General features: G+C 62.8%; 18 protein-coding genes, 1 pseudogene and 1 riboswitch. Of the genes and pseudogenes, 9 read left to right on the top strand and 10 right to left on the bottom strand.

Annotated features, from left to right (window positions below):
- Nucleotides 1–163 precede the first annotated feature (163 nt).
- The 3 genes from GDH07_RS10225 to GDH07_RS10215 all read right to left on the bottom strand — a co-directional run bounded on the left by GDH07_RS10225 (nucleotide 164) and on the right by GDH07_RS10215 (nucleotide 2,960).
- Nucleotides 164–1,297, bottom strand: a complete 1,134-nt coding sequence (locus GDH07_RS10225; RefSeq protein ID WP_343038214.1) for an MFS transporter — start codon at nucleotides 1,295–1,297, stop codon at nucleotides 164–166.
- Between the two features lie 635 nt (nucleotides 1,298–1,932).
- A complete protein-coding gene (gene crcB / locus GDH07_RS10220) occupies nucleotides 1,933–2,316 on the bottom strand; it encodes a fluoride efflux transporter CrcB (protein ID WP_053130785.1) in 384 nt (127 codons plus the stop codon).
- A gap of 139 nt (nucleotides 2,317–2,455) precedes the next feature.
- Nucleotides 2,456–2,516, bottom strand: a riboswitch (Fluoride riboswitch).
- A 180-nt stretch (nucleotides 2,517–2,696) separates the two neighbouring features.
- Entirely contained in the window at nucleotides 2,697–2,960 is a 264-nt protein-coding gene (locus GDH07_RS10215) for a DUF1652 domain-containing protein (RefSeq protein WP_152897437.1), read from the bottom strand.
- Nucleotides 2,961–3,314: 354 nt separating this feature from the next.
- Between GDH07_RS10215 and GDH07_RS10210 the strand changes: the two genes are divergently transcribed.
- The gene (locus GDH07_RS10210) at nucleotides 3,315–3,803 is read left to right on the top strand and encodes a P-loop nucleotide/nucleoside kinase family protein (RefSeq protein ID WP_152897436.1); all 489 of its coding nucleotides are present in this window, start codon (nucleotides 3,315–3,317) and stop codon (nucleotides 3,801–3,803) included.
- Between the two features lie 49 nt (nucleotides 3,804–3,852).
- Here GDH07_RS10210 and GDH07_RS10205 read toward each other — a convergent pair whose 3' ends face one another.
- Nucleotides 3,853–4,122 (bottom strand): hypothetical protein, encoded by a 270-nt coding sequence (locus tag GDH07_RS10205; protein WP_152897435.1) that lies wholly within the window; start codon nucleotides 4,120–4,122, stop codon nucleotides 3,853–3,855.
- 801 nt (nucleotides 4,123–4,923) lie between these two features.
- Here GDH07_RS10205 and GDH07_RS10200 point away from each other — a divergent pair.
- Nucleotides 4,924–5,664, top strand: a complete 741-nt coding sequence (locus GDH07_RS10200) for an HAD family hydrolase (RefSeq protein WP_152897434.1) — start codon at nucleotides 4,924–4,926, stop codon at nucleotides 5,662–5,664.
- Nucleotides 5,665–5,795: 131 nt separating this feature from the next.
- Here the strand turns inward: GDH07_RS10200 and GDH07_RS10195 are convergent, their stop codons facing one another.
- Nucleotides 5,796–6,281, bottom strand: a complete 486-nt coding sequence (locus GDH07_RS10195; RefSeq protein WP_152897433.1) for a winged helix-turn-helix transcriptional regulator — start codon at nucleotides 6,279–6,281, stop codon at nucleotides 5,796–5,798.
- A gap of 118 nt (nucleotides 6,282–6,399) precedes the next feature.
- Here GDH07_RS10195 and fabF point away from each other — a divergent pair, with 118 nt between their 5' ends.
- Nucleotides 6,400–7,668: a beta-ketoacyl-ACP synthase II gene (gene fabF, locus GDH07_RS10190; protein ID WP_152897432.1), complete on the top strand. Its 1,269-nt coding sequence runs from the start codon at nucleotides 6,400–6,402 to the stop codon at nucleotides 7,666–7,668.
- Between the two features lie 51 nt (nucleotides 7,669–7,719).
- On the opposite strand, the gene GDH07_RS10185 is transcribed toward fabF, so the two are convergent.
- On the bottom strand, nucleotides 7,720–8,241 hold the full coding sequence (locus GDH07_RS10185) for a hypothetical protein (RefSeq protein ID WP_152897431.1): 522 nt from the start codon (nucleotides 8,239–8,241) through the stop codon (nucleotides 7,720–7,722).
- A 222-nt stretch (nucleotides 8,242–8,463) separates the two neighbouring features.
- Here GDH07_RS10185 and GDH07_RS10180 point away from each other — a divergent pair, with 222 nt between their 5' ends.
- Nucleotides 8,464–8,664 carry a hypothetical protein gene (locus GDH07_RS10180; RefSeq protein WP_172681618.1) on the top strand — a complete coding sequence of 67 codons (201 nt, stop codon included), beginning with the start codon at nucleotides 8,464–8,466 and terminating at the stop codon, nucleotides 8,662–8,664.
- A 26-nt stretch (nucleotides 8,665–8,690) separates the two neighbouring features.
- On the opposite strand, the gene GDH07_RS10175 is transcribed toward GDH07_RS10180, so the two are convergent.
- A complete protein-coding gene (locus GDH07_RS10175) occupies nucleotides 8,691–9,155 on the bottom strand; it encodes a MerR family transcriptional regulator (RefSeq protein WP_053130796.1) in 465 nt (154 codons plus the stop codon).
- Nucleotides 9,156–9,266: 111 nt separating this feature from the next.
- Here GDH07_RS10175 and GDH07_RS10170 point away from each other — a divergent pair, with 111 nt between their 5' ends.
- Both GDH07_RS10170 and catB read left to right on the top strand, forming a co-directional pair.
- Nucleotides 9,267–10,523 carry an NADH:flavin oxidoreductase/NADH oxidase family protein gene (locus GDH07_RS10170; RefSeq protein ID WP_022639153.1) on the top strand — a complete coding sequence of 419 codons (1,257 nt, stop codon included), beginning with the start codon at nucleotides 9,267–9,269 and terminating at the stop codon, nucleotides 10,521–10,523.
- Between the two features lie 232 nt (nucleotides 10,524–10,755).
- A complete protein-coding gene (catB, locus tag GDH07_RS10165) occupies nucleotides 10,756–11,394 on the top strand; it encodes a type B chloramphenicol O-acetyltransferase (protein ID WP_152897430.1) in 639 nt (212 codons plus the stop codon).
- 75 nt (nucleotides 11,395–11,469) lie between these two features.
- On the opposite strand, the gene GDH07_RS10160 is transcribed toward catB, so the two are convergent.
- From GDH07_RS10160 to GDH07_RS10150, 3 genes and pseudogenes are all read right to left on the bottom strand, one after another.
- The gene (locus GDH07_RS10160) at nucleotides 11,470–11,907 is read right to left on the bottom strand and encodes a DUF1289 domain-containing protein (RefSeq protein WP_053130801.1); all 438 of its coding nucleotides are present in this window, start codon (nucleotides 11,905–11,907) and stop codon (nucleotides 11,470–11,472) included.
- Nucleotides 11,908–11,959: 52 nt separating this feature from the next.
- A pseudogene (locus GDH07_RS10155) lies at nucleotides 11,960–13,096 on the bottom strand (ribonucleotide-diphosphate reductase subunit beta); the annotation flags it as partial.
- Between the two features lie 522 nt (nucleotides 13,097–13,618).
- Nucleotides 13,619–14,644, bottom strand: a complete 1,026-nt coding sequence (locus tag GDH07_RS10150) for a sensor histidine kinase (protein ID WP_152897429.1) — start codon at nucleotides 14,642–14,644, stop codon at nucleotides 13,619–13,621.
- A gap of 224 nt (nucleotides 14,645–14,868) precedes the next feature.
- Between GDH07_RS10150 and GDH07_RS10145 the strand changes: the two genes are divergently transcribed.
- From GDH07_RS10145 to GDH07_RS10135, 3 genes are all read left to right on the top strand, one after another.
- Nucleotides 14,869–15,885 (top strand): AraC family transcriptional regulator, encoded by a 1,017-nt coding sequence (locus tag GDH07_RS10145; protein WP_053130810.1) that lies wholly within the window; start codon nucleotides 14,869–14,871, stop codon nucleotides 15,883–15,885.
- A gap of 192 nt (nucleotides 15,886–16,077) precedes the next feature.
- Entirely contained in the window at nucleotides 16,078–17,445 is a 1,368-nt protein-coding gene (locus GDH07_RS10140; RefSeq protein ID WP_022639159.1) for an APC family permease, read from the top strand.
- Between the two features lie 46 nt (nucleotides 17,446–17,491).
- Nucleotides 17,492–18,361, top strand: a complete 870-nt coding sequence (locus GDH07_RS10135) for a proline iminopeptidase-family hydrolase (RefSeq protein WP_152897428.1) — start codon at nucleotides 17,492–17,494, stop codon at nucleotides 18,359–18,361.
- Nucleotides 18,362–18,367: the final 6 nt, after the last annotated feature.

The following is an 18,367-nucleotide window of genomic DNA, read 5'->3' as shown; positions in this document are numbered from 1 at the left end:
AAATATGCGGACTTAAAATCCCCCGCTCGTAAGGGCGTGCCGGTTCGATTCCGGCTTCGGGCACCATATAAAACGAAGGCTTGCCGGGAACTCCCAGGCAAGCCTTTGTGCTTTCTGCTCCGCAATTTTCGAAGCTGCTTCGCAATGACTATCGCTCGGCCCCTCATGAAAAGACCGGCTCGCTACGCGAGCGCAAGCCCGAGATGATCATCAGGACGATCGCCGGGACGATCACCAGGCAGGCCGAGAGCATCGCGCCCTTGAACCCGGCCACATCCAGGGCCTGCCCGCCAATGATCACGCCCACCCCGATCGCGCTGTTGAGCACTGCGGTATGGATCGCGGTCGCCGGCACCGTGTGTTCGCCGGCGATCCTCAGGACCCAGGTCTGCAAGCCGGTGAACAACGCCGAGATCGATACACCCCAGAGCACCAGCAGGCCGACCACCAGGACGACGCCCAGCCGCGGCCCATAGCCCCCCAGGATCACCAGGGCCAGGGCCATGCCGAGCAACGCCACCAGGATGAATGCCTTCAGGTAGCGATCGATGAACAGCGCGCTCAACAGATTGCCCAGGAAACCAGCGGCTCCAAAGGCGAACAGCAGCACCGCGATCATGTAGGAGGTGATGCCCGGTACCTGGCCGATGAACGGCTCGACGAAGGTATAGGCGCCAAAGTGGGCGGCCGCCGTCAGCCCGGTGATGACGTAGGTGATCAGCAGGTCCTTGCGGCGCAGGACCACGGCGAAACCGCCGCCCTCGACCAGCGAGGGAATACGCATGCTCGGCAGCACCAGGGCCATTGCCGCGGCGCTGGCGACACACATCAGGGCCAGGCAGGCGAACGCCGTGCGCCAGCCATCGTACTGGCCCACCAGATTGATCAACGGCACACCCATGACGGTGGCGATGGTGATCCCGCCCAGCACGATCGAGGTGGCCAGGCCCATGCGCTGTGCCGGCGCCATGTGTGCGGCGGTGGCCGCCACGGTTGCCCAGAACACCCCGTGGGCCAGGGCCCCCACTGCCCGGGCGCCGAGCAGCATCGAGAATTCAGGGGATAACGCCGCCAGTGCGTTGGACACCGCCAGCACCAGCATCAACACGATCAGCAGCGTCTTGCGGGCGATCCAGCGGTTCAGCCAATTGGACGACAAACCGCTGGCGGCACCGATCCACGCGTACAGGGTCACGGTCAAGCCGACGGTGGACGGTACCTGGTCAAGATCGGCAGAAATCTGCGACAACATGCCGATGGGGGCGAACTCGGAGGTGACCATCGTGAACGAAGCCACGCACAGCACGCTGACTGCACACCATATTCGCAAAGCCGTGTCGACCATCGGTAATACCCATCCCTGTCTGCTACCGAATCATCGAACCCCACCCGCGCTACCGGCGCGGCGCGGGTGGGTTCGTATTTCCTACGCTTGATATCCACGGAAACATCATACTCGGCAAGCCAGCTGTTCCTGTTTGCGGACATCCCACAGGGCGAAGCCGTACATGTGATTGAGGTGCTCGGCGAACTGTTCGCCCCATTCCACACCATTCCTTGTCAGTGACACTTCAGACAACGGAATTGACGGAGTTGAAAACGATTTACAAAGCACCCCAATTGACTTTTTCGAATTGAAAGTTGACCTGAGTTTCGGATTTTTTTTCAAAGCATTGATATAAACGGCAAAATATCCGACTGCGAAACCTATGAGCTCACCACCAAACAAAACCCTTATCGCCGCCTGGAAACCCCATTGAAAGCTGGTACTTGCGTTCCGAAAAAACAGGCCAGTCCATTAAAACAAATGGTCAAATCTCAATAAAATCAATGTTTCTGAAAACATCCAGAGACATGATCATTTAGTTATACGATCCAGCTCTTCGAAGATATCTTTTCATCGCCCAAGCAATGGCACTTTTTCCGCATTCCTCATCGGGTACCGAGCAACTGGAAGGATGCCAGGCCCGCCGCCGTCATCAGCAACGAGCCCACCACGTGCAGAGCCACCGAACCCAAGGCCCACAGCAACTTGCCCTCCTGGAGCAGGGATACAGTCTCAGCGGAAAAGGTCGAGAACGTGGTCAGCCCTCCACAGAAGCCGGTGATGATCAATAACCGCCATTCAGGGCTCAAGGAAGGAGATGCCGCGAGGAAAGCCAGGGCCAGGCCAATTATGTAGCCACCGACCATGTTCGCCACCACGGTCCCCGGGGGGATGGCCGGAAACAACAGATTGAGCTTGAGGCCCAGGAACCAGCGTAACCAGGCACCGGTCGACGCGCCCATGGCAATGACCAGAAGTGATTTCAGCATGCTGGGCAGACCTTCATCGAACGGCATGGCCGATGGGGAACGCGAGAGGTGATGCAAGAAGGGAGTGCTAGAGGAGTCGGTATCATGGTCCTGTCCTGGTTGAGGACAGGGCCAGGCACACCTACGCACCCTGTCCAGGGTTCACGTAGGCATCATCAGCACGAAGCGGTTCAAGGAGGAATGCCATCTCCGGGGGCAAATCCTAGCGCAGGAGAAATCGCGAGTTCAAGGATCGCGTGCAACTCCCTAAGGGAGTTCGCCCAGTACAGATGACCTCGCCATCCATGAACCGGTAAAGAGCCACAGATACTGGGCGAACGGCTAAACGCTATGCCCTCGCCATGGGATGTTCAACTGTCAACAATGATCGGGCAGGCAAGTCAGCCAAGAGGGCTGCCGAAGCCGCCGGCGAAAGCTCGCCGCCCTGCTCGCAGCTCGGTGCGCAATTCGCCGATCAGGTTGGAAATATCCCGCACGCTGGTGAGCTGTGCGGTGGAAACGCCCGGGAGCAGCAAGTCCACCCGGCCAGATGCCGCATCGTAGATCTTGATGGTCAGCGATCCGCCAGAATTGACATTGCAGGCGCAGGAAAGCGGCAGGAAGCCGGATTCCAATATGTGGCACAGCTCATGGGTCGAGAGCATGGCGTCCTAGCCTATGTAGTGTTTATGGGAATTTTTCCGATTCAGCATAGGCGAGCATGCGCCTTGTGTATCGGAAAAAACACATGCCGGTGTTAACTGCATCGCAGTTCCTGAAAATGGCCGACCACGAACTAGCCGCCACTACTTTGCAGCTGACAGCCCTGGAGGTTTTCCTGGGCATGGTTTCGCCAACTGTGTATGTTCGCTCCATGGACCGACCTCTTCAGCCCTGCCGCCCAGCGATTATTACCATCCTCTAGAGGGTGGGCCAGCGGCTGTCCAAACCGCAATCAACCCGCCTCGGAGGCGGGATTCATGACCGCTCTTGCGAGGCTTCAAGCAAGGAGACGAAGCATGAACCCTCCATCCAACCCGGTCTTGCACCTGCTATGCGGCAAGATCGCCTCAGGTAAATCGACATTCGCCCGGCAACTGGCCCAGGCCCCTGGCTGCGTGTTGATCTGCGAGGACCTGTGGCTGGCCCGGTTGTATCCGCAGATGATCCATTGTGTCGCGGACTATCAACTCCATGCCCGACGCCTGGGCGAGGCCCTGGGGCCGCTGGTCGTCGCCATGTTGCAGGCCGGCACCAGTGTGGTGCTGGACTTCCCCGCCAATACACTGGCCCAGCGCGCCTGGTTGCGCGGCCTTGCGGACCAGGCACAGGTTCCACATCGCCTGCATGTACTGAATGTCGCCGAGGATGTCTGTCGCAGCAGGCTGCGTGAGCGCAACAACCAAGGCGAGCACCCGTTCGCCACCAGCGACGAACAGTTCGAGCTGATCTGCAGTTACTTCGTCGCGCCCCAGGCAGCTGAAGGGCTGAACATCGTCGAGGCCTGAAGCGGCAGGCGGTGTGCGCAGCGGCTATGGCGGTCGCTGCGCTGCAGGCTCAATAGGAGTGGCCGAACCGCCTGGCATAGTGGTCTTCCAGGCTGCGGCATTCATCCGCAGGTGAGGTGGCGTCGACCACAGGCTTGGTCGAAGGCAGGTTCTGCCGACGGCAGTGCAGGATTTCTTCCTGGGCCCGGGCACGCTCCCTGTCGACCTCGATGTTGAAGCGGACGATGCACGCCCCAAGGATCACGGCAATGCCCATCAGGGACAACGCCAGTGCCCTGAACCCGTCGCTGTCGGCCTTTTCATCCTCGTCCCGGATCATCAGCGTCCCACCGCACGCATACGTCCTCCTACTCAGGCTGCGTACTGTATCAGCTCCGGGAACCGGCACGAAAATGGCGAGGCAAATCGTCAAAAGAACAGGGGACACCGGACCAGGAGGCGCATGCGGCCAGTCCCTGGCAGCACTGGCCTGGGCAAATCGCAGGCAAAAAAAAGCCCAAGCAGCTGATGGACACTTGGGACTAAAAATGCATAAACCGTGGTAGGTGAACGCGGAGCTATAGTAACGGGTTGGTACATTCTGTAACAAGTTATTTTTTGAAAAAACGTAAATAAAAGCACTTAACCATTTAAATATCCACAATTTTTTTAAGTCATTAATTTTCAACAACTTAACTCTCTACCCTGGCCACCCGCCCTTTGAGCAGTACTACACAGGGGCTTCAGCCCCTGCTTCCGGTTAAACGAAAATGCGCTGAAAATTCACACAATCGCAACAGACAGGGCCCTGGAGCCCCCTTACATTGCCGGCACCCACCTGAATGGACTGTGTTGGCATGAACGATTTTCTCGACACCCTGCCCCTGCTGCTTTGCCTGACCACCTTCGCCTGGTGCTGCTGGGGGTAGTCCCTGGAAACCCCGTCAATCGACCCCACTGCTCTTCCTGTTACGCCTCCACCCACGCTCCCGCCCCAAATCGTCCGGCACCCGAACCGCTCCCGTGCCGATAACACCCTGCCGGGCAGGCGACAGTGAACCCGACGATGCAGAACGCGTAGACTGCGCGAATGACCACCGCACCGGTCCCCCGCCAACGTCCGCACCGATCGAGAGCCAGCATGTCGTCCCCAGCCGATCCCGTCCCAACGCTCGCCGCCAGCCCCGCTGGCCATTCCCCGGAACCCGAGCAGCCCGGGCCACCGCTAACCCCGGAAACCCTGGTGCTCGACCCTCGGGCCAGCCAGGTACTCTCGGTCTTCGATTTCGATGGCACCCTGACCCGCCATGACAGCTTCGTGCCCTTCTTGCGCTTCGCCTTCGGCCCCCGCAGATTCCATCAGCGGGTGCTCAAGCTGGCCCTGCCAAGCCTCGGCTTCCTGGCGCGCAGGGTCGATCGTGACCAGCTCAAGGCCCGCCTAATCAGTTGCTTTCTCAAGGGAGTCGAGGCCGCGTGGGTCCAACAGCAGGCCGAGGCGTTCTGCCAGCGCTCCTGGTCCCGGCTGATGCGTCCGGCGGGGCTGCAGGCAGTAGCCGAAGAGATCGATTCCGGAGCCCGGGTGACCCTGTGCTCGGCCTCCCCGGCCCTGGTCCTGCAACCCTTCGCCAGGCGCCTGGGCATCGCCCTGATCGGCACCGAACTGGAGGTCGTCGATGGCGTGCTCACCGGCCATATCGTCGGTAACAACTGCCGTTGCGAAAACAAGGTGCTGCGCCTGGAGAACGTCTATGGCCCGCTGGACCAATACCGGCTACGCGCCTGGGGCGACACTCGGGGCGATCATGAGCTACTGGCCGCCGCCCAGGACGCCCACTGGCGTCACTTCCATCCCGCCTGGCGCCGCGGCCAAGCGCCACGCTGAACCTTACGCCAAGGGCCAGACGCCGGACACCGGCGACTGGCCGCCACTCGAGCGGAACAAACCGGGTGAAATCCCGCTATTGCCACTGCAAGCCAGTCGCGGCGGCTAGGTGACCGGCAAGCCGAGCGCTGTCAATCGGCCCGGGCGCAGAAGCGCTCGCGCATGCTGGCGCTGGCGGCCGGCCCGACCTGCACCGTGCAGTCCTGCAGGGGCACCAACTGGTGCCCCTGCACATCCATCATCGCGGGCTGTACCGGCCGGCCGGTTGCCCGCTCGACGATCTGCACACTTTCGCCCTCGGGGGCGAAGTGGCGATTGCCCCAGGCGACGAACGCCATCAGCACCACACGAAAGTCCTCGCCCTTGGCCGTCGGCACATATTGATAACGCAGCGGGCGCTGACTGTAGGCCTGGCGTTCCAGCAAACCCGCCTCCACCAGGGAGTTGAGACGCCGGGTCAGCATGTTCGGGGCGATATCCAGGCTGCGGGAGAACTCATCGAAACGCCGCAGGCCGTGCAAGGCGTCGCGCATGATCAGGATGCTCCACCATTCCCCGACCCGTTCCAGGCCACGGGCGATAGGACATTCGGCGTCCTCCAGGCTTTTTCGTTGCATCACTTGCTCCTGCGCTATGGCTCGAAATATTGTCGAGCAGGATGTTACTTTCATGATGATAGTATCGTCCACGCTTCGTTACCCCCCAACCCAAACACACTGAAGGAGCAGGACCTGCATGAGCAAACGCATCGTAGTCACAGGTATGGGCGCAATCACTCCGCTGGGCTGCGGGGTCGAGCAGGTATGGCAGCGCCTGCTGGCGGGACAATCGGGCATCCGCCAGTTGCCCGAGGAGTTCATCGGCGGACTGTCCACCACCGTGGGCGGCCAGGTTCCCGACCTGACACAGGATCCGCAGGCTGGTTTCGATCCGGATTCACTGCTACCGCCCAAGGAACAGCGCAAGATGGACCGCTTCATCCTGTTCGCCCTGGCGGCGGCGGAAGAAGCCCTGGCCCAGGCCAACTGGCGACCGGACAACGCTGCGGCCCAGGAGCGCACGGCCACCATCATCGCCTCGGGGGTCGGCGGCTTCCCGGCCATCGCCGATGCCGTGCGCACCACTGACAGCAAGGGCCCGCGGCGCCTGTCGCCCTTCACCATTCCTTCGTTCCTGTGCAACCTGGCGGCCGGCCACGTCTCGATCCGCCATGGCCTCAAGGGCCCCCTGGGCACACCGGTCACCGCTTGCGCCGCCGGGGTCCAGGCCATCGGCGATGCGGCACGGATGATCCGCGCGGGCGAGATCGACATCGCCATCTGTGGCGGCGCGGAAGCCACGATCCACCAGGTCAGCCTGGGCGGCTTCGCTGCGGCCCGGGCACTGTCCAGCGACTACAACGACACTCCGGAACGCGCCTCGCGCCCCTTCGACCAGGGCCGTGACGGTTTCGTCATGGGCGAAGGCGCCGGCTTGCTGGTCATCGAAGAGCTGGAGCACGCCCTGGCCCGGGGCGCCCGGCCCATCGCCGAGCTGGTGGGGTATGGCACCAGCGCCGACGCCTACCACATGACCGCCGGCCCGGAGGATGGCGACGGCGCCCGACGCGCCATGGAACAAGCCCTGCGCCAGGCGGGCGTGTCGCCGCAGGAGGTCCAGCACCTCAACGCCCACGCCACCTCCACACCGGTGGGCGACAAGGGTGAGCTGGCGGCCATCAGGCAGTTGTTCGGCACCGGCAACGGCCCGGCCATCAGTGCGACCAAGTCCGCCACCGGCCATCTGCTGGGCGCGGCCGGCGGGATCGAGGCGATCTTCACCATCCTCGCCCTGCGCGACCAGGTCGCCCCGGCGACGCTCAACCTGGAGAACCCCGACAGCGCCGCTGAGGGCATGGACCTGGTGCACGGCCAGGCGCGCAAGATGCCAATGCAGTACGCGTTGTCCAATGGCTTCGGCTTTGGCGGGGTAAATGCCAGCGTGCTGTTCAAGCGCTGGGAGTGATCCCCGGCGCGATATCACACCAGCGCTACTTGCCCGCCTTGCGACGTCGGATCAGCACCCGGCCAGCAAGTCGGGCCGGTAGTCGCAGTGGATCTGCAGGCTTTCCGTGTGATTGCGGTGGATCTGGAACCCATGGCGCACCAGCGCGCTCTTGACCTCGTCCACCAGCGTGCCATGGCGGGCCTTGCGCAATTCCTGGCGAGCTGGCGAGGTGAACACCCCCAAGGGCAGGAAACGCAGGCGCTTGCCAGCGAGAACGATCGATACATCGACATGGGTGCCGTCCACATCGTGGCCATTGCTACCGAAGATGTCCTGCACCTCGTCCCGGCGTCCCGGGTAGCGGCACACGAACAAGCGGATGCCCAACCAGCGCGACAGCCTACGGAACCCTCCCAGCCGGCTGCCTTTGTGCTCATACCCTCGGGTCACCAGCAAGCGCACGGTATCCGGCAGGCTCGACTGGACCTTGCGCAACTGCTGGAAGACCTGCCCTTCCAGCTGCACTGTCGACGAGGGCCAGCGCGGCCCGATCTGCAACCCCTGGTGGTTGCCCCTGGTAAGAATCAGCATGGAAATGAACCCTGGTGGTTTGCGCGGGGCAATACTACCCATGCTGGCGCCAAGCGCAGCGAAAATCCTCCCGTTCTTCAGGTTCTTGTCAGCCCCCGGTGACAGGCCATGGGCCGCTTCGGTATGCTATTGATGGCTCATAGCCATTACCACAAGAACAGTGACCACGGGTGTTGTATGTACGATTTAACGAATCTGGTCATTGTCGATAAGAGCTATGGTTTGACCGTCCTGCAGGTCACTGCGGACCTGGTTGCCGGCGCGCTGGAAGAACTACTGGCCAACTGTGCGGGCAACGCCAATATCACCCAGAAGCTGGACTACTCGATCCTCAGTCTCTACCAGGACAAGCTCGAGGTGGCCATGCGCAACATGAGCCTCCCGGCCCTGCCCATGGGCTCACCGGCCGAGAGCCTTCGCTGATCCGGGCTTGAGCCGCCAATGGCGGCTCAACGTCCCTGCTTCTGACGCCGCCGGCCACTGGCCGCAGCCGGCGCCTGCCCTTCGTTTTCCCGCCACTGGGCCAGCAGGCGCTGGGCATTCTCCTCGCAGCCCAGGCCTTCGGGCTTGCCTTCGATACCGGCGATCAGGGTCAGCAGATGCTGGCGATTCTGCGTCAGGCGCTGCTGCAGGGCTTCGATCTCCGCCACCTTGCTGCGCAGGCTGACCAACAGTCGGTCATGCTGGAAGCGCCCATCGCTCCGGGTGGACTCCAGGGTCAGGGTGCGCATTTCCTCCAGGCTGAAGCCCGCCTGCTGACCGCAGGTAATGATCTCCAGGCGCTGCACCACATCTTCCGGGTAATCGCGGTAACCATTGCCCAGGCGCTGCGCCTCGATCAGGCCGCTGGCCTCGTAGAATCGCAAGCGCGATGCACTCAATCCCGTACGTCGGGCTAGTTCACCAATTTTCATCGGGTTGCAAACCTCCTATTGACCTTAAGGATAACTTTAACCTTAGCCTTCTTTGCAACACAGCCCCCTCCTGCATACAAACCGACGCACGGGCTGTACCTGGAGAACCCCATGACTGCTTTCCAATCCCTGCGTTTACCCAACGGAACCCTGCTGCCCAACCGCATCGCCAAGGCGGCGATGGAGGAAAACCTGGCCAATCTCGACCAGACCCCTTCCGAGCAGTTGCTACGTCTGTACAAGGCCTGGGCCGAAGGCGGCGCCGGCCTGTTGCTGACCGGCAACGTGATGGTCGATCCCCGGGCCATGACCGGTCCCGGCGGCGTGATGCTCGACGACAGCCAGCAACTGCAGCGCTTTCGCGAGTGGGCGCGAATCGGCCGGGCCCACGGCGCGCAATTCTGGATGCAGATCAACCATCCCGGTCGCCAGATGCAGGCCAGCCTTGGTCAGGCCACGGTGGCACCCTCGGCAGTCGCCCTGGACATGGGCGGCCTGTCGAAGATGTTTCCCGTACCCAAGGCCCTGGATGAAGCCCAGATCGCGACCCTGATCCAGCGTTTTGCCCGCACCGCGGCCCTGGCCGAGGACGCCGGTTTCAGTGGTGTGCAGATCCACGCCGCCCACGGCTATCTGCTGAGTCAGTTCCTTTCTCCCCTGAGCAACCAGCGCCAGGACCGCTGGGGCGGCAGCCTGGAAAATCGCGCGCGGCTGCTGCTGGAGGTGGTGAAGGCCGTACGGGCCAGCGTCTCGCCGCGTTTTTGCGTGGCGGTCAAGCTCAACTCCGCGGACTTCCAGCGCGGCGGCTTCGAGCCTGCCGACGCGCGCCAGGTCGTACTCTGGCTCAACGAACTACCGGTGGACCTGGTGGAATTGTCCGGCGGCAGCTACGAGGCGCCAGCCATGCAAGGCGATGCCCGCGACGGCCGGACCCTGGCCCGGGAAGCCTACTTTCTCGAGTTCGCCCAACAGATCGCCGTCGTGGCCCGGATGCCGGTGATGGTCACCGGTGGCATCCGCCGCCTGCCCGTGGTGGAGCAAGTACTGGACAGCGGAGTGGCCATGGCCGGCATCGCCACCGCCCTCGCCGTGGACCCTGCCCTGCCCCGGCGCTGGAAAAACGGCGACAGCAAGGCCAGCGCCGAACTGCCGCCGATCCGCTGGAAGCGCAAGGCCTTGGCCGCCCTCGCCTACATGGCGCTGGTGAAACTGCAGATGCGCCAGTTGGCCGATGGCCATTCCACCAGGCCCGGCGCCTCGCCACTACGGGCATTGCTGGCGGAACAGTGGAGCACTCTGCGCCGCACCCGCCAGTACCGCCGCATGATGCAAGGCCGTAACGACCAGGCAGCCGCCGCAACGGCCTGAACCCCTTGCCGCCACCCGGAGCCATTTCCGGGTGGCCCCCTTCCGGCGACATCTACCGAGCCACCTGGGGCCGGCCACAAGTCAAAACCTTGCACCAACAGGCTCTGCGGCGCAGCCCTGACGGATCTGGCATGATGCCCCCGCAAGACCTGCATCCCGAGAGGCCCTGCGCCTTCTCGCCGAAGTACCGCGCGCTTGCAAGACAGCGGCGGTCAGCCACATGGAGAGCGTTTTGAGCAATTACTTCGAGAGCCCCTTCAAGGGCATCACCCTTGACCGCCAGGTCACCAACCCCAACATCAAGGTAGGCCGCTACAGTTATTACTCCGGTTACTACCACGGCCACAGTTTCGACGAATGCGCACGCTACCTGCCCCCCGACGAGGGCGTCGACCAGCTGATCGTCGGCAGCTTCTGCTCGATCGGCTCGGGCGCTGCATTCATCATGGCCGGCAACCAGGGCCACCGAAACGAATGGATCAGCACCTTCCCCTTCTACTGGATGTCGGAAGAGCCGGCCTTCGCCGGAGCGCAGAACGGCTATGAGGGAGCCGGCGATACGGTCATCGGCAACGATGTCTGGATAGGTTCCGAGGCAGTCATCATGCCGGGTATCAAGGTCGGCGACGGCGCGGTGATCGGCACTCGCGCCCTGGTGACCCGGGATGTGGAACCCTACGCCATCATCGGCGGCAACCCGGCCAAGACCATCCGCAAGCGCTTCGACGAACGAACCGTGCAGATGCTCCTGGAAATGAAATGGTGGGATTGGCCCATCGACCAGTTGCAAGCCGTGATGCCGCTGATAACCAGCGGCAATGTCGAGGCCCTGTACCAACATGGCAGGCCGCCAGCCTGTCTGCCTAGTTAGCCCATCGAGCCCCGGCCCGCAGGCGAGCGACCTGCCGGCCCACGGGCACCTTGCCCGCCAGCGGTGCCGGGCGAATCAGCCACCGGCCTGGTAGCTGGCCAGGGACAAGGCAAAGAACTCGCTGTCGATCACATCCCGCAACTCCACCAGCGACAAACCCTGGTAGGCCGGCAGGACGCGGATGCCGAACGCCTCGATATTGCTGATCACCGCCGCACCGCGCCGGATGATCTGGTAAGCACAATAGGGGATCGAATCCTCCGCGGAGCAGTTCATCTTCCTGGAACGTACTTCGAAGGCCAGCCGCTCGGGATCGAAGATCTCGCACTTGTCGTGCATCACCTGGTTCAAGAGCTTGTCGAAGCGCCGCAGGATCGCCTGCTTCTGTGGCTCGTCGTAGGTGTTCCACTGGATCACTTCATATTCGAAGCGCTTGCATCCACGGCAGACCACATCGCCATAGACGGTCGAGCAGAGCCCTATGCAGGGGGTCTTGATCTTTTCGAACAACATGAACAACTCCCGAAGGCCGGGCCCATGGCCCAGCCGTTGTCTGCAAGCCCGGTCAATCCCAGGACAAGGCTCCGCCGGTCTGGTACTCGATCACTCGGGTCTCGAAGAAGTTCTTCTCTTTCTTCAGGTCCATGATCTCGCTCATCCACGGGAACGGATTGACGGTGCCCGGGTACTCCTCCTTCAGGCCGATCTGCGACAGGCGTCGGTTGGCGATGAACTTCAGGTAGTCCTCCATCATCACCGCGTTCATCCCCAGCACCCCGCGCGGCATGGTGTCGCGAGCGTATTCGATCTCCAGCTGAGTGCCCTGGATGATCATCTGGGTGGCCTCTTCCATCAGGGCGTGGTCCCACAGGTGAGGGTTCTCGATCTTGATCTGGTTGATCACGTCGATACCGAAGTTCAGGTGCATGGATTCATCGCGCAGGATGTACTGGAACTGCTCCGCCACCCCATTCATCTTGTTGCGCCGGCCCATGGACAGGATCTGGGTGAAACCGCAGTAGAAGAAGATGCCTTCCAGCACGCAGTAGTAGGCGATCAGGTTGCGCAGCAGTTCCTTGTCGGCGAATAGAGTGCCGGTCTTGAAATTCGGGTCGGATATGGCGCGGGTATACCTGAGCCCCCAGGCGGCCTTCTTGGCCACGGTGGGCACCTCGCGGTACATGTTGAAGATCTCGCCCTCATCCATGCCCAGCGACTCGATGCAGTATTGGTAGGCGTGGGTGTGGATCGCTTCCTCGAAGGCCTGGCGCAGGATGTACTGGCGGCACTCGGGGTTGGTGATCAGGCGGTACACGGCCAGGGCCAGGTTGTTGGCGACCAGGGAGTCGGCGGTGGCGAAGAACCCCAGGCTGCGCATGACGATGCGGCGCTCGTCTTCGCTCAGGCCTTCGGCGCTCTTCCACAGGATGATGTCGGCGGTCATGTTGACCTCCTGCGGCATCCAGTGGTTGGCGCAGCCGTCCAGGTACTTCTGCCAGGCCCAGTCGTACTTCAACGGCACCAGCTGATTCAGGTCAGCGCGGCAATTGATCATGCGCTTTTCATCGACGGCCACGCGCCCGGCAGCGCCTTCCAGTTCCTCCAGGCCTTGGGTGACGTCCAGCGCATTGAGCGCTTTCTTCGCCCGGACCACCGCGGCCGAGTCACGGGAGTCAATCATCCTGGCGTTCCCGGCAGCGGTATTTCCCGCCGCATCGAGGGCCTCGGCGGCGGTTGCCCGTGGTTCTGATCTATCCGCTGCATCAGCTCCTGGGGCCTTGTGGCCGTGTATATCGAGCTCATCCCAATTCAACATTTCATTCATCCTTACCTTGGCCGAACCGACGGGCGACGAACCCGTTCGGGCGGTCAATATTCTTCTTGGTGAAAGCCGTTGGCTCCAGAACGCCTCGCCCCATAAAAACACTACATATAGAATAAAAATAAAAATAAAACACCATATGTAGTGCCAAAGGCGAAAGCGAGGCACAAGGTATAGAACGAAGACCGGGACGTCAACACAACATATTGTGTTTTTAAAAATACAAAAACACAAAATATAGCACCCACCATCATCCCCATCCCACTCGGTCTGGGTCGGGAAATAGCGTTCGCAACCAGATAAACGCAGGCAGCCGGCAGCGGCCATGCCAGGTCGACATAGCCCTGCTGCAGCGCAAGGATCGGGACAAAGCAGGAGCAAGGCCCGTGGTGGGCCTCGAACCTATTCGCGGCGCAGCGTAAGCCTCAACGCTACCTGCAAGCCCTGGGAATGCCATGTGCGATCAACGGCGCCTCCAGCGGAGCTGGCCAGTTGATCGATCATCTCGCTGCCATAGCCGTAGCGCGCAGGTGGCGCGGCAATGGGTGGCCCACCGCTTTCCTGCCAGTCGATAGCCAGCTTCGCATCGGTCGTGCTCCAGCTGATCCGCACCTGGCCTTCAGGAAGGCTGAGCGCCCCGTGCTTCACGGAATTGGTGACCAGTTCATGGAGGAACAACGCCAGCAAGTTGGCCAACTGGCCCGGCACCAGGTGCCTGGGCCCACTGAAGTGACACTGGGACTCAAAGGGAAAGAGCACCGACCCCATGAAGGAATGAAGCTCCACCTGGCCGCCGTCGTCCACGGCCAATACCCTGTCGTAGACCCTCGACAAGGCCTTGAACTTGCCGGCGGCGATCGTCGCCAGCTGGTCGGTGTTGCCACCGGCGCGAGCTTCGCGATCGGCCATCATCATCACCGCGGATGCCACGGTGAACAGGTTCTTGATCCGGTGCACCATCTCCCCCGACAGCAACTGCTCCCTGGCCAGCAATTGGCCCAGTTGGCGTTGCATCAGCACCTGCTCGGTGACATCCCGGGAGACACAGACGATGGACTGGACCTGACCTGCGGAATCGACCACCGGAGTCAACAGGTTGTCCCAGTGCACGGTGCGCCCTGCCGCGTCGCTGTAGCCGGCGAACCGGGCGCTGGTGCCGGTGGCGGCCAGGGCCAGGGCATCACTGGCAGCAGCGTGGATACCAGGGGGCAGCAGGGGAATCCAGGCTGTGCCCCTGACCCGCGCTTCCGGAATTCCCAAGGCCACGCAGCCGGCCCCGCTCATGGCCAGGAGCAGGCCGTCCGGGGTCAGGACCTTGATACAGTCGGGAGTTACGTCCAGCATCGCGCGTTGTGCATCGAAGACAGGCGGCAGGCCACCTGATGCAGGCCCGGCGGAATCGCCGGCGTCCTTATCGTCCTTTTCCATGATTTCAACTACCCAAAGGCCGAGACAGCGAGCCCAAAGATAGAGCAATCAAATTTCCCCCACAATCGTTCAGCACGCCCAGGCAACCGTGGCTTGCAGCGCTCGGGGCAAAGCCCCGAGAGCATCGGCGACAGCCAGCGCCCCGCAGCCCCGCACTGGCGGTTCCCCGGCCCGACGCGCATGATTGAACGCCACATCCACGGCGCCGCCAGAGGAGTGTTTCAATGTATGAAGTTCGCCCCGTATCGCTGCATGGCGTGCTGGCGACCCTGGCGGTGACCCGGGCTCGGGGCGTACCGGACGCGGTGATCCTGCAGGATGCCGGCAAGCTGCCGCAGGCCCTCACCGATCCCGACACGGCGATCACCATGGAGCAGGAACTGGTGGTGTTCGACAACGCTCGCCGAGCGTTGCCCGAACCGCACCTGGGGCTGTTGATCGGCAGCTCCATGCCGATTTCCACCCTGGGCCTGCTGGGCTACACCCTGCTGGTGGCGCCGACCCTCGGCGATGCGCTGGATACCGGCCTGCGCTTCCCCATCCAGCTGGCCAGCCAGTTCGCCCCGGCCATGGTCCACCAGGGCGGCGAACTGCATTTCGTCGCCAACGACTGCCATGGCTTCTTCGAAGGCCACGGTTTTTTCAGCGATGTGTTCCTCAGCGCCAGCCTGCGGGTCATCCGCGATTGCCTGCAATCGAACAGCGAGCCATTGTGCGTGCACTTCAAGCGCCAGGCGCCCCAGGACCAGGAGCCTTATCGCCAGCTGTTCGGGGGCGACATCCGTTTCGCCAGCCATGGCGATTCGCTCAAGTTGCCCAAGGCCCTGCTGACCCGCCCGCTACCGCTGGCGGACCCGATCAGCTACCAGGCCATGCTCAGGCTGACCCAGGCACGGGAACAGGAACTGCAAGCCATCGGCGGTGGCGGCTTTGCCAGTGAAGTGGCCGCCCTGCTCAAGTCCGATATCCAGCGCTACAGCGACCTGCTGGCCGTGGCCCAGGCCCTGAATGTCTCCGAGCGCACCTTGCGCCGTCGCCTGGCCGAGCGCGAGGTGAGCTTCAAGCGCCTGCAGAACATGGCGCGCCACCAGCTAGCCAACCGACTGCTGAGCACCACCCAACTGCCCCTGGACGCCATCAGCCAGCAACTGGGTTTTGCCGCGCCCTCCTCCTTCGTCCACGCCTACTACAAGTGGGCCGGGGTCTCGCCCGGACGCTTTCGCCGCTCGCTGCGCGGCTGAGCGTTAGTCGCCCCGGGGCTGGAGACCGCCAGGTGGATTGGCCGGAAAAGACAAAAAACTGGCCGGCTTCAGCACCTGGGCCCCGCGCCCGCGCCAGATACTGGAACCCGCTTCATTGCCTGTCCAATTCTAATAATACGGTCGTCTCGGCCAGCCAAAGGCTGCGTGGGACGGCTGACAGGAGCACGTCGAATGCGCGCCACCTCCAGCACCGCACAACCCAGCACAGATTCCGCCGCCACAGGATCACGCCTGGTCCGCCGCCTTTCTCTTTCCGATGTACTGGTCTATGGCCTGCTGTACTTCTGCCCCCTGGCTCCCACGGCAGTATTCGGCATCGTCTACGGCATGTCCGGCGGCATGGCGGCCCTGGTCTACGCCGTCGCCGCCCTGGCCATGACCTTCAGCGCCATCAGCTACAGCGAAATGGCCAAGTCGGTGAATGTCAGCGGTTCGGTGTATCGCTACGTCAGCCTCAGCACCAACGCCTTCACCGGTTTCGTCACCGGCTGGCTGATCCTGCTGGACTACTTCCTGCTGCCCGCCCTGCTGTCGATCCTCACCGCCATCGGCATGGTCCTGCAGTTCCCGGAAAGCTCGCGGGGCTTCTGGATCCTCGCGTTCATCTGGTTGCCGGCATTGCTGAACATCATCGGCCTGAAGCTGACCATCCGGGTCAACAAGCTGTTCCTGCTGGTGCAACTGGTGACCCTGGGCGTGTTCTTCGTCTATTCCCTGTGGGGCGTGCTCCAGCACAGCCACGCCATCGGCTTGCTCGCGCCGATCTGGGACGGGCAACGCTTCGAGCTGCTGGCGATACTTTCCGCCATCCCGGTCGCGGCATTGAGCTTCGTCGGCTTCGACGCGATCTCGGCCCTCAACGAAGAGGCCAACGGCGGTGGCCGGACCATCTCCCGGGCCACGCTGATGCTGCTGTTGCTGGTGTCCCTGCTGTTCTTCGCCCAGGTGTACCTGGTCAACCTGTTCGTTCCCGCCGGCACCCAATACGACACGGAGCAGGCCGAAACCGCCTTCTATACCCTGAGCCGCGATATCGTCGGCGCCTGGTTCCAGCCGATCATGATCGTGGTGGCCGGCACCGTCTCCGGGGTCGCCAACGCCATCGTCTCGCAGATGACCACCTCGCGGCTGATCTTCAGCATGGCCCGCGATGGGCGCTTCCCGGCCTGGCTGGCGCGCCTGGACCGGCGGGGCAACCCGGTGAGGGCCTTGCTGTTCGTCGCCATCGTCTCCAGCGTGGTCGGCCTGGTGGCGGCCAACCAGGTGGAACTGCTGGTGACCCTGGTCACCTTCGGTGCGCTGTTCGCCTACATCACCTTGCACCTCAGCCTGTTCCAGCGCTTTCGCAAACACCCCGAGCGGCACTGGTTCAAGCACGTGGTATCGCCACTGGCCGGCATCCTGATCCTGGTCGCCGCCCTGGCCAGCATGAACGACAACGCCCGCTGGCTGGGAGGCGCCTGGCTGTGCATCGGCCTCGTGCTGGCGCTCATCCTGCATCGCCAAGGCCGCCTGGGCAGCCTCCCGCTCAACCAATGACACCAGGCGCCAGCGCCTCCCCTACACCAGACCAAGGCAGCAAGGCATGTACTTCGATCAGCAACAACACATCCCCGCACCAGGCGGGCAGATCTGGACCGCCATCAAGCACGGCGCGGACCAACACCCGCCCCTGGTGCTGGTGCACGGCGGGCCTGGCTCCAACCATCTTTACCTGTCGAACTTCAGCGAGCACCTCAAGGACCGTACGCTGATCTACTACGACCAACTCGACAGCGGTTACTCGGCCCGCCCCCATGACCCGGCCCACTGGACCCTGGAGCGAGCCTGCGCCGAACTGGCGGCCGTCATCGAGTTCCATGCCCTGGAGCGCTTCCATTTGCTGGGCAGTTCCTGGGGCGGCTCCATCGCCACGGCCTACGCCAGCACCCGGGACCAGCGCCTGGCCAGCCTGGTACTGGCCGGGCCGTTGATCAATGGCGCCGACTGGAACGCCGACAACCACCAGCATCTGCAGCGACTGCCCAGCCCCTGGCGCGAGGTGCTGCTGGCGGGCGACAGCCGGCATCCGCAATTCGCAGCGGCACTGCAGGTGTTCAACCGCAGGCACATGCTCAGGCTCGACGAGGAACCAGCGTTCATCGCCGAGTCGGACAGCCTGCACAACCCGCAGCTATTTCGGCATATGTGGGGAGTCGCGGATTTCTTCGGCGACGGGGCCCTGGCGCAGCTGGACCTGGTCCCCCTGCTGCCGCGAATCCTCTGTCCCGCCTATTTCGTGGTGGGCGAACATGATGAGTGCACTCCGGACTCCATGCGTCGCTACGTGCGCCACCTCAAGCAAGGCAGCGGCCATGTAGTGCCCGATGCGTCCCACCTGGCCCATATCGAACAGCCAGGGCAGTTCTTCGGCTGGCTCGAAGAAGTCCTCGCACGCCATGATGCCCCGGCCTGAACGACC

Origin of the sequence: Pseudomonas piscis (assembly GCF_009380155.1) — a bacterium.
Taxonomy (GTDB): domain Bacteria; phylum Pseudomonadota; class Gammaproteobacteria; order Pseudomonadales; family Pseudomonadaceae; genus Aquipseudomonas; species Aquipseudomonas piscis.
This window is presented reverse-complemented; position numbering and strand designations above follow the sequence as displayed.

What these genes read in the sequence shown, in the direction of transcription:
- crcB (WP_053130785.1), bottom strand. Translation starts at nt 2,316, where the DNA reads ATGCTGAAATCACTTCTGGTCATTGCCATGGGCGCGTCGACCGGTGCC.
- GDH07_RS10215 (WP_152897437.1), bottom strand. Translation starts at nt 2,960, where the DNA reads ATGCTCTCGACCCATGAGCTGTGCCACATATTGGAATCCGGCTTCCTG.
- GDH07_RS10210 (WP_152897436.1), top strand. Translation starts at nt 3,315, where the DNA reads ATGAACCCTCCATCCAACCCGGTCTTGCACCTGCTATGCGGCAAGATC.
- GDH07_RS10205 (WP_152897435.1), bottom strand. Translation starts at nt 4,122, where the DNA reads ATGATCCGGGACGAGGATGAAAAGGCCGACAGCGACGGGTTCAGGGCA.
- GDH07_RS10200 (WP_152897434.1), top strand. Translation starts at nt 4,924, where the DNA reads ATGTCGTCCCCAGCCGATCCCGTCCCAACGCTCGCCGCCAGCCCCGCT.
- GDH07_RS10195 (WP_152897433.1), bottom strand. Translation starts at nt 6,281, where the DNA reads ATGCAACGAAAAAGCCTGGAGGACGCCGAATGTCCTATCGCCCGTGGC.
- fabF (WP_152897432.1), top strand. Translation starts at nt 6,400, where the DNA reads ATGAGCAAACGCATCGTAGTCACAGGTATGGGCGCAATCACTCCGCTG.
- GDH07_RS10185 (WP_152897431.1), bottom strand. Translation starts at nt 8,241, where the DNA reads ATGCTGATTCTTACCAGGGGCAACCACCAGGGGTTGCAGATCGGGCCG.
- GDH07_RS10175 (WP_053130796.1), bottom strand. Translation starts at nt 9,155, where the DNA reads ATGAAAATTGGTGAACTAGCCCGACGTACGGGATTGAGTGCATCGCGC.
- GDH07_RS10170 (WP_022639153.1), top strand. Translation starts at nt 9,267, where the DNA reads ATGACTGCTTTCCAATCCCTGCGTTTACCCAACGGAACCCTGCTGCCC.
- GDH07_RS10160 (WP_053130801.1), bottom strand. Translation starts at nt 11,907, where the DNA reads ATGTTGTTCGAAAAGATCAAGACCCCCTGCATAGGGCTCTGCTCGACC.
- GDH07_RS10150 (WP_152897429.1), bottom strand. Translation starts at nt 14,644, where the DNA reads ATGGAAAAGGACGATAAGGACGCCGGCGATTCCGCCGGGCCTGCATCA.
- GDH07_RS10145 (WP_053130810.1), top strand. Translation starts at nt 14,869, where the DNA reads ATGTATGAAGTTCGCCCCGTATCGCTGCATGGCGTGCTGGCGACCCTG.
- GDH07_RS10140 (WP_022639159.1), top strand. Translation starts at nt 16,078, where the DNA reads ATGCGCGCCACCTCCAGCACCGCACAACCCAGCACAGATTCCGCCGCC.
- GDH07_RS10135 (WP_152897428.1), top strand. Translation starts at nt 17,492, where the DNA reads ATGTACTTCGATCAGCAACAACACATCCCCGCACCAGGCGGGCAGATC.